At 68.5% G+C, this 8,371-nt stretch carries 9 protein-coding genes; 4 read left to right on the top strand and 5 right to left on the bottom strand.

Annotated elements, in window-relative coordinates; genetic code table 11:
* Positions 1-178: 178 nt before the first annotated feature.
* From ACFTZB_RS39675 to ACFTZB_RS39660, 4 genes are all read left to right on the top strand, one after another.
* Positions 179-1,042: a TIGR03619 family F420-dependent LLM class oxidoreductase gene (locus tag ACFTZB_RS39675; protein ID WP_378440518.1), complete on the top strand. Its 864-nt coding sequence runs from the start codon at positions 179-181 to the stop codon at positions 1,040-1,042.
* An 89-nt stretch (positions 1,043-1,131) separates the two neighbouring features.
* Complete coding sequence (locus ACFTZB_RS39670) at positions 1,132-2,379, top strand: glycosyltransferase family 4 protein (RefSeq protein WP_378440516.1); 1,248 nt, start codon at positions 1,132-1,134, stop codon at positions 2,377-2,379.
* The gene (locus tag ACFTZB_RS39665; protein WP_378440514.1) at positions 2,373-3,113 is read left to right on the top strand and encodes a class I SAM-dependent methyltransferase; all 741 of its coding nucleotides are present in this window, start codon (positions 2,373-2,375) and stop codon (positions 3,111-3,113) included. The genes ACFTZB_RS39670 and ACFTZB_RS39665 overlap by 7 nt, the downstream gene beginning before the upstream one ends.
* The gene (locus ACFTZB_RS39660) at positions 3,110-4,198 is read left to right on the top strand and encodes a prenyltransferase (RefSeq protein WP_378440512.1); all 1,089 of its coding nucleotides are present in this window, start codon (positions 3,110-3,112) and stop codon (positions 4,196-4,198) included. Before ACFTZB_RS39665 ends, ACFTZB_RS39660 begins: the two co-directional genes overlap by 4 nt.
* Here the strand turns inward: ACFTZB_RS39660 and ACFTZB_RS39655 are convergent.
* From ACFTZB_RS39655 to ACFTZB_RS39635, 5 genes are read right to left on the bottom strand one after another with little or no spacing between them, the layout of a single operon-like run.
* Positions 4,174-4,836, bottom strand: a complete 663-nt coding sequence (locus tag ACFTZB_RS39655) for a class I SAM-dependent methyltransferase (protein WP_378440510.1) — start codon at positions 4,834-4,836, stop codon at positions 4,174-4,176. The two genes, ACFTZB_RS39660 and ACFTZB_RS39655, sit on opposite strands and share 25 nt — an antisense overlap.
* Entirely contained in the window at positions 4,833-5,225 is a 393-nt protein-coding gene (locus ACFTZB_RS39650) for a carboxymuconolactone decarboxylase family protein (protein ID WP_378440508.1), read from the bottom strand. The genes ACFTZB_RS39655 and ACFTZB_RS39650 overlap by 4 nt, the downstream gene beginning before the upstream one ends.
* A complete protein-coding gene (locus ACFTZB_RS39645) occupies positions 5,222-6,103 on the bottom strand; it encodes an NAD(P)-dependent oxidoreductase (protein WP_378440506.1) in 882 nt (293 codons plus the stop codon). The genes ACFTZB_RS39650 and ACFTZB_RS39645 overlap by 4 nt, the downstream gene beginning before the upstream one ends.
* The gene (locus tag ACFTZB_RS39640) at positions 6,100-6,849 is read right to left on the bottom strand and encodes an SDR family oxidoreductase (protein WP_378440504.1); all 750 of its coding nucleotides are present in this window, start codon (positions 6,847-6,849) and stop codon (positions 6,100-6,102) included. The genes ACFTZB_RS39645 and ACFTZB_RS39640 overlap by 4 nt, the downstream gene beginning before the upstream one ends.
* 18 nt (positions 6,850-6,867) lie before the next feature.
* Positions 6,868-8,337, bottom strand: coding sequence for an aldehyde dehydrogenase (locus tag ACFTZB_RS39635; protein ID WP_378440502.1), 1,470 nt, complete (start codon positions 8,335-8,337; stop codon positions 6,868-6,870).
* Positions 8,338-8,371 lie beyond the last annotated feature (34 nt).

Raw genomic sequence — 8,371 nt, 5'->3', positions numbered from 1 at the left:
CCGGGGGACGCATTGCCACTCACCGGGGGGACGAACGGGACGCCCGTTGCGTCAGATCGAACGAGCGTCCCGTTCGTCCGGCCGCGCGGAGAACTGGAGAGTTGTTTGGACACATTGATAAACAGGTGTCCAGAAGTTACTGTGCATGAAGGAAATGGCTCTCGGCCAAGGAGAATTCGTGAAATTCGGCATAACGTTGTTTACGAGTGACCGCGGGATCGAGCCGGCCTCGGCCGCGAGGGGTGCAGAGGCCGCCGGATTCGACTCGTTCTACGTGCCCGAGCACACACACATTCCGGTGAAACGCGATGCGGCGCATCCTCAGACGGGGGACGCGTCGCTGCCCGACGACCGCTACATGCGCACCCTCGACCCGTGGGTGGCCCTCGCCACGGCGGCTGCGGTCACGGAGCGGATCGAACTGGGCACGTCGGTGGCGCTGCCCGTGGAGCACGATCCGATCACGCTGGCCAAGACGATCGCCTCGCTCGACCACCTCAGCGGCGGGCGGGTGATCCTCGGCGTGGGGTACGGGTGGAATCTGGACGAGCTCACCGACCACAACGTCCCGCCGGGGCGGCGGCGGACGATGCTGCGGGAGTACCTCGAGGCGATGCGCGCGTTGTGGACGCAGGACGAGGCGTCCTATGACGGCGAGTTCGTGAGCTTCGGTCCGAGCTGGGCGTGGCCCAAGCCGGTGCGGGTGCCGCCGGTGGTCGTCGGCGCCGCCGGCAACGACAAGAACTTCCGGTGGATCGTGAAATCCGCCGACGGCTGGATGACCACTCCGATCGAGCAGGACATCGACGACCGCGTCGCCGCGCTGCAGCGGATGTGGCGCGAGGCCGGCAGGGACGGCGAACCGCGGATCGTCGTGCTCGACGGCAAACCGGACGTCGACAAGTTGCGCCGATGGAAGGACCTCGGCGTCACCGAAGTGGTGTACGGAGTGCCCGACCGCAGCGAGGAGGAGGTCCTCGCCTACCTCGGACGCCTGGCGGGAAAACTCGAGGGATTGCGCGAGTCGACCGCGGTGGGGTGAGTGAGTGCGGTTGGATGGAACAAGGACACACCCGAGTAAGAACGTGTTCTAGTATTGCTTGCCAACTGCTCGAGGAGAGGCCGAAGTCCGTGCGCATCGCACTCTTGTCGTACCGAAGCAAGCCCCACTGCGGTGGGCAGGGTGTGTACGTCCGCCATCTCAGCCGTGAGCTGGTCGAACTCGGCCATCATGTGGAGGTGTTCTCGGGCCAGCCGTACCCGGACGTCGACCCCCGGGTGACGCTGACGAAGGTCCCCAGCCTCGACCTGTACCGCGAGCCGGATCCGTTCAGAACGCCGCACCCCCGTGAGTTCCGCGACGCCGTCGACGTGCTCGAGGTCGCGACCATGTGGACGGCCGGTTTCCCGGAACCGCTCACGTTCAGCCTCCGCGCCGCGCGACTGCTGAAGAAGCGGGCCGACGAGTTCGACGTGGTGCACGACAACCAGTGCCTCGGCTACGGGCTGCTGCAACTCCGGAAGGCCCGGCTCCCCGTCGTCGCCACCATCCACCATCCGATCACCCGCGACCGCGAGCTGGACCTGGCGTCGGCGAAGTGGTGGCGCAAGGTGACGGTCCGTCGCTGGTACGGCTTCCTGCGCATGCAGAAACGGGTGGCGCGCGCCATCCCCGCACTGCTGACGGTGTCGCAGTCGTCCGCCGACGACATCAGCGCCGCGTTCGACGTTCCCGCCGCGAACCTGCGGACCGTTCCGCTGGGGGTGGACACCGAGGTGTTCCGACCCCCGGCCGCCGAACGGGTTCCGGGCCGCGTCGTGTGCGTGGCCAGCGCCGACATGCCGCTGAAGGGGGTGTCGACGCTCCTCGAAGCCGTCGCGAAGGTGCACACCGAGCGCGCCGTCGAACTGGTGCTGGTCACCAAGCTGGCACCCGGCGGAGTCACGGAGAAGCTCATCGAGGAATTGGCCATCGGTGACGTCGTCCGAACCGTGTCGGGCATCGACGACGCAGAACTGGCCGCGCTGCTGGCGTCCGCCGACGTCGCGTGCGTGCCGTCGCTGTACGAAGGGTTCTCGCTGCCTGCCGTCGAAGCGATGGCATGCGGCACCCCGCTGGTCGCGAGCCGCGCAGGCGCCATTCCCGAGGTGGTCGGAACGGACGAGGAGGCGGGTGTGCTGGTGACGCCCGGCGACCCGCAGGAACTCGCGGACGTGCTGGGCGCGTTGCTCGACGACCCGCAGCGCCGCGCCCGGCTCGGCGACGGTGGCCGCCGTCGCGTGCTCGAGCGCTACAGCTGGGCCGCCGTGGCCGCGACAACCGCGCAAACCTACGCCGAAGCGATAGCGCAGACCCGTCAAGGAGGCCGATCGTGCTGACCGTGGACTTCGACCGGCTGGGTGTGAAGCCCGGCGACAAGGTGATCGACATCGGGGCCGGTGCCGGACGGCACTCGTTCGAGCTGTATCGACGCGGCGCCGACGTCATCGCCTTCGACCAGAACGCCGACGAACTCGCGGACGTCGAGAAGATGTTCGTGGCGATGGCCGAGGTCGGCGAGGTCCCCGCGGGCGCCTCGGCGCGGGTGGAGGTCGGCGACGCACTGAATTTGCCGTACGAGGACGCGACGTTCGACGTCGTCCTCATCTCCGAGGTCCTCGAACACGTTCCCCGCGACGGCCGCGCCATCGCCGAACTGACCCGCATCCTCAAGCCGGGTGGGGTTGCGGCGGTGACGGTTCCGCGGTGGCTTCCGGAGAAGATCTGCTGGGCGCTGTCCGACGCGTACCACGAGGTGGAGGGCGGTCACGTCCGCATCTACCGCGCCGACGAACTGGCGGAGAAGCTCACCGCCGCCGGGCTGGAGGTGCGGGGCCGCGACCACGCGCACGCCCTGCATTCCCCGTACTGGTGGCTCAAGTGCGCGGTGGGAGTGGAGAACAACGACCATCCCCTCGCGAAGGCCTACCACCAGGTTCTGGTGTGGGACATGATGAAAGCGCCCTGGCTGACGCGCACCGCGGAGAAGGTGCTCAACCCGGTGGTCGGCAAGAGCGTCGTGTTCTACCTCGAGAAGCCCAGGGAACCGAGCGTGGTGAAGGCGCCGCGGTGAGAGCCGCCGGCGTCCCGTCGGTACCGAACGTGCTGTCGGAGAGTCAGGTCCGGCAGACGGCACGGTCGATCGCGGCAGCGCAGGAGTCGTCGGGGGCGCTGCCGTGGTTTGCCGGCGGGCACACCGACCCGTGGGATCACGTCGAATCCGCCATGGCGCTCACCGCGGCCGGTCTGCGCGACGAGGCGGAGGGCGCGTACGAGTGGTCGCGGCGGACGCAGCGACCGGACGGGTCGTGGCCGATGAAGTTCCGCGACGGGACCGTCGAGAATCACGATTCCGACAGCAATTTCTGCGCCTACCTCGCGGTGGGGGTATGGCACCACTACCTGATCACCGGCGACCGGGGCTTCGTCGACAGGCTGTGGCCGTCGGTGCAGGGCGGACTCGACTTCGTCGTCGACATGCAGGCGCTCAGCGGCGAAATCTGGTGGGCCCGCGGCGAGAACGGGCAGGACTGTGCGGAGGCGCTGCTGACCGGGAACTCCAGCATTCACCACAGCCTGCACTGCGGTCTGCTGCTCGCCCGGTTGGTCGACGACCCGCAACCGGAATGGGAGTTCGCGAAATACACACTCGGGCACGCGATCAGGCAGCACCCGGAGTCGTTCGCGATCAAGGACGAATACTCCATGGACTGGTACTACCCGATCCTCGGGGGCGCCGTCCGCGGTGCGGCGGCGTCGGATCGCATCGACTCGCGGTGGGACGATTTCGTGGTGGAGGGGCTGGGCATCCGCTGCGTGGACCACCGGCCGTGGGTGACCGGCGCCGAGACGTGTGAGCTGGTGCTGGCGCTCGACGCGATGGGGGAGCACGCCCGTGCGCTCGCCCAGTTCACCGCCATGCAGCACTTGCGGGATCCGGACGGCTCGTACTGGACCGGCCTCGTCTACAGCGACGGTAAGCGGTGGCCGGTCGAGCAGACCACGTGGACGGGCGGTGCGATGATCCTCGCCGCGGACGCGTTGTCCCGCACCACGCCCGGACACGGAATCTTCCGGGACGCGGCGCTGCCCGTGGGACTACCGATCGGTCTCGACCGGTGCGGCGACTACTGTCATGCCAGCGGTTCGCCGGTCTGACCGCCCACCCGTTCGAGAACCCGTAGCGACCCGGTGACGGACGTCTCCTTGAATTGTCCTGACGCCAGGGCTCGTTCGTAGATCTCGAACGGCGGGCGTCCGCCGTCCGCCGGGTCCGGGAACACGTCGTGGATCACCAGGGCGCCGCCCACGGTCACCCACGGCGCCCACCCCTCGAGATCCGCCGACGCCGCCTCCGACGTGTGCCCGCCGTCGATGAACACGAAGTCCACGGGGGTGCGCCAGAACGTCGCGACCGTCGACGACCGCCCCAGCACCCCCACCACGTACTCCTCGAGCCCCGAATCCGCCATCGTGTGCCGGAACCGGCCGACCGTGTCGAGCAGACCGGTGTGCGGGTCGACGAACGCCGGTTCGTGATACTCCCAGCCCGGCTGGTGCTCCTCGGAACCGTGATGGTGATCGACGGTGACGACGCGGGCGCCACGCGCCCTGGCCGCTGCCCCCAGGTAGATCGTGGAGCGGCCGCAGTACGTGCCGATCTCGACGCCCACCCCACCGGAGGTCAGGTACAGCATCGCGGCCTCGTGCAGGGCTGTCCCCTCGTCCTCCGGCATGAAACCGGGAACGGAGTCGGCGAGTCGAAGTAGCTCTGGTGTCAGATGTTCGGTGCTCATGTGGCCTCTGCGTCCGGGGCGGCCGCTCCGGCCGCCTTCTTCCGCTTGTGTAGCACCCCGCCGATCATCGCGTCGAGTTTCGTCCCCAACGGCCAGCCCACGTAGTGACACAGGAACAGGGCGATCTCCCGGAGTTGGTCCTCGTCCAGTTCCTCGTTGTGCAGGGCCGCCCCCACCTGGATCTCGGCGACGTCGACGAGTCCCTGCGCGGTGAGCGCACCGAGCAGCAGAAGCCGGCGGTCGCGGATGCTCAGCCCCGGTCGTGACCAGATGTCGGCGAACAGGTGGTCGGCGGTGACGGCGAAATGCGCGCCGGGGCCGTCCTGCATCTCGAATCCGTAGACCTTCTCCATCATGGCCAGGCCGCGGGTGCGGGTGTCGTCGGTCATGGCTGCTCCTCCTCGTCCTCGTCCACGGTGCTGTCGACGCCGAGCCCCGGGCCGAGCCCCGACAGCGCGAGGCGCGCGAATGGCAACGCGACGTCGAGCCGGGTGCCGAGTCCGATCGCCAGCGACAGGTCCTTCTCCCCGAGGTCCCGGACGTGGGACATGATCGGGTACCAGTTGTCGTTCACGTCGAGCGGGTCGGTGGTGTCGCGGAGCATGATCGCGCCGGCGCCGCCGGTGATCGCGTCCGTGTGGCGGACCACCTTTCCGAGTTCGGTGATGTCGAGACCGGCGGCCTCGGCGAGCCGCTGCGCCTCGGCGGCGGCGGTGAACGAGACGAAATGCAGCAGGTTCCGAGCCAGCTTCATCCGAGTGCCCGCGCCCACGTCGCCCGCGTGCACGACGAGTTCGGCCCAGTGCCCGAACGGCTCCCGGACCTTCTCGAACGCGTCTTCGCTCGCCCCGACCATCACCGCCAGCTTCCCCTGGTGTGCCCCGGGGGCGCCGCCGCTGACGGGTGCGTCGATCAGGTCGACGCCGTGCGCCCGGCAACGGTCGGCGAGTTCGACCGCGGTGACGTCGCTGATGGTGGAGTGCACGGCCACGACCGTGCCCGGTCGCGCGGTGTCGAGCAGTTCGGCGACCACCGCGCGGACCTGCTCGTCGTTCAGCACGGTCACCGAGATGACGTCCGCGTTCGCCGCCACCTCCCGCGGACTCGTCGTGACCTTCGCGCCGGCCTTCCCGAACGGTTCCAGCGCCTCCGGCCGGGTGTCGCACACGATGAGTGTGCCCGGCCGGTCGAGCAGCCGCTTCGCCATCGGCGCACCCATGTTGCCGAGGCCGATGTAGCCGACCGACACCTGCTGCGTCGTGGTCATCGGAAGATCTGCCCGCCGTCGACGTTGAAGATCTGCCCGGTGATCCAGCTCGCCTCGTCGGAGAGGAGGAACAGGCAGGCGCCGACGAGGTCGTCGGGGGTGCCCATCCTTTTGAGCGGCAACGTTTTCACCATGTCTGCCACCATATTTCCCGGCGTCACGGTGCGGGTGGCCTCGGTGTCGATCGGCCCGGGCGCGATGGCGTTGACCCGGATGTTCATGCCGCCCACCTCGTGGGCCAACTGCTGGGTGAGTCCGTTGATCCCGACCTTCGCGAGGCCGTAGAAGCCGGAGTACAGCCACGCCGCCGTCGACGACTGATTGACGATGGAGCCGCCCCCGCGCTCGTTCATCGCCGGCCACACGGCGCGCGTCACGTTGAGGGCGCCGTCGAAGTTCACGGCCATGAACTTCTTGTAGTAGTCCCACGGCACGGTGATGAGCAGGTCGAGTTTCATGCCGCCGTAGATCGCGGCGTTGTTCACCAGATGATCGATGCCGCCGAACCTCTCGACGGTGAACGCCGCGAGTTCCTGCGCCGATGCTTCGTCGGCGACGTCGACGTCCTTGAACACCACGGTCCCGCCGTCGGCGGCGATCTGCTTGGCCACCGTCTCGCCGAGTTCCGCGTTGAGGTCGGCCACCACCACGTTGGCGCCCTCGCGGGCAAGAGCACGCGCGTACCCCTCGCCGATGCCCTGTGCGGCGCCGGTGACGATGGCCGTCTTACCGTCGAAACGTCCCATATCGATTGACTCCCTGCATTATCGGGCCGGCTCCGCGACCAGCTTGGTTTCCAGGTATTCCTCGAACCCGGCCACACCCATCTCGCGGCCGATTCCGGACTGCTTGTAACCGCCGAACGGGGCGTCGGCGGAATACCAGACACCGCCGTTGACGCTGAGCGTGCCGGTGCGCACGCCCTCGACCACCCGCTGCACCCGTGCGGGATCCGTGCCCCACACCGATCCGGACAGCCCGTACGGTGAATCGTTGGCGATGCTGATCGCGTCCTCGTCGCCGTCGTGCGGAATGATCACCAGCACCGGTCCGAAGATCTCTTCCCGGGCCACCCGCGCGGTGTTGTCGAGGCCGCTGATCAGGGTGGGTTCGACGAAGAAACCGCGGTCCCGATCGGCGGGGCGCCCGCCACCGACCACGATCGTGCCGCCCTCCTCCCGGGCGAGTCGCAGGTACTCCTCGACCCTGGCACGCTGCCGGGCGGAAATGAGCGGCCCGCAGATGGTGGCGGGATTCGCAGGATCGCTCGCGCTCAGTCCGCCGAGTGTGCGGGCCGTCGCCTCGACTGCCTCGTCGTACTTCTCTCGGGGCACCAGCAGCCGGGTGGTGATCGCGCAACCCTGTCCCGCGTGGGTGGAGACGGTGAACGCGGCGACCCCGCACGCCCCGGCGAGGTCGGCGTCGTCGAGCACGATGAACGCGGATTTGCCGCCGAGTTCGAGGAACACCTTCTTCAACGATTCGGACGCCGCCGCCATGACGGCCTTCCCCGTGGTGGTCGAACCGGTGAACGACACGAGGTCGACGCGGGGGTCGGTGGACAGCTGCGCGCCGAGAGCATGGTCGCTCGACGTGACGATGTTGACGACACCGGCCGGAAGATCGGTCTCCTCCGCGATGAGGTGCCCGACGAGGGCGGCGCACCAGGGAGTGTCGGGGGCGGGTTTGAGCACCACCGTGTTGCCGGCCGCCAGCGCGGGGCCGATCTTGGCGAAGTTGATCTGGTGCGGGAAGTTCCACGGTGTGATGGCCCCGACCACCCCGACGGCCTCCTTGAGGACGCGTCGGCGGGTCCTGATGCCCATCGGTTCGGCGACGCCCAGATCCTGTTCCCAGGAGTAGCTTTCGGCGAGGTCTGCGAAGTAGCCGAGGTCGGCAACCGGGCCCTCGAGTTGCGGTCCGCTGGTGAGGAAGGCTGGGGCGCCGACCTCCGCGATGGTGAGGTCGCGCAGTTCCTCGATGTGGGATTGCAGTACGTCGCGCAGCTGTCGCAGGCAGCGGGCGCGGAAGCCGTGGTCGCGGGACCACGTCGTGTGGTCGAAGGCTCGCCGGGCCGCGGCGATCGCGGCGTCCATGTCGGACTCGGTTGCGTCGGCGGCCCGTCCCAGCACTTCCTCGGTGGCCGGGTTGATCACCTCGAACGTGCCGCCGGAACCCGGAATCAGTTTGCCGTCGATCAGGAGAGCAGAGCTGTCGGTGGGGCGCAGAGTCATGGATTTTCGCTTCCGAGTCGGGTGAGTGTCACAG

The organism is Rhodococcus sp. NPDC057014, from assembly GCF_042673295.1.
GTDB lineage: Bacteria > Actinomycetota > Actinomycetes > Mycobacteriales > Mycobacteriaceae > Rhodococcus_F.
Note: the sequence above shows the minus strand (reverse complement) of the source record. Positions and strands in the feature narration are given on the sequence as shown.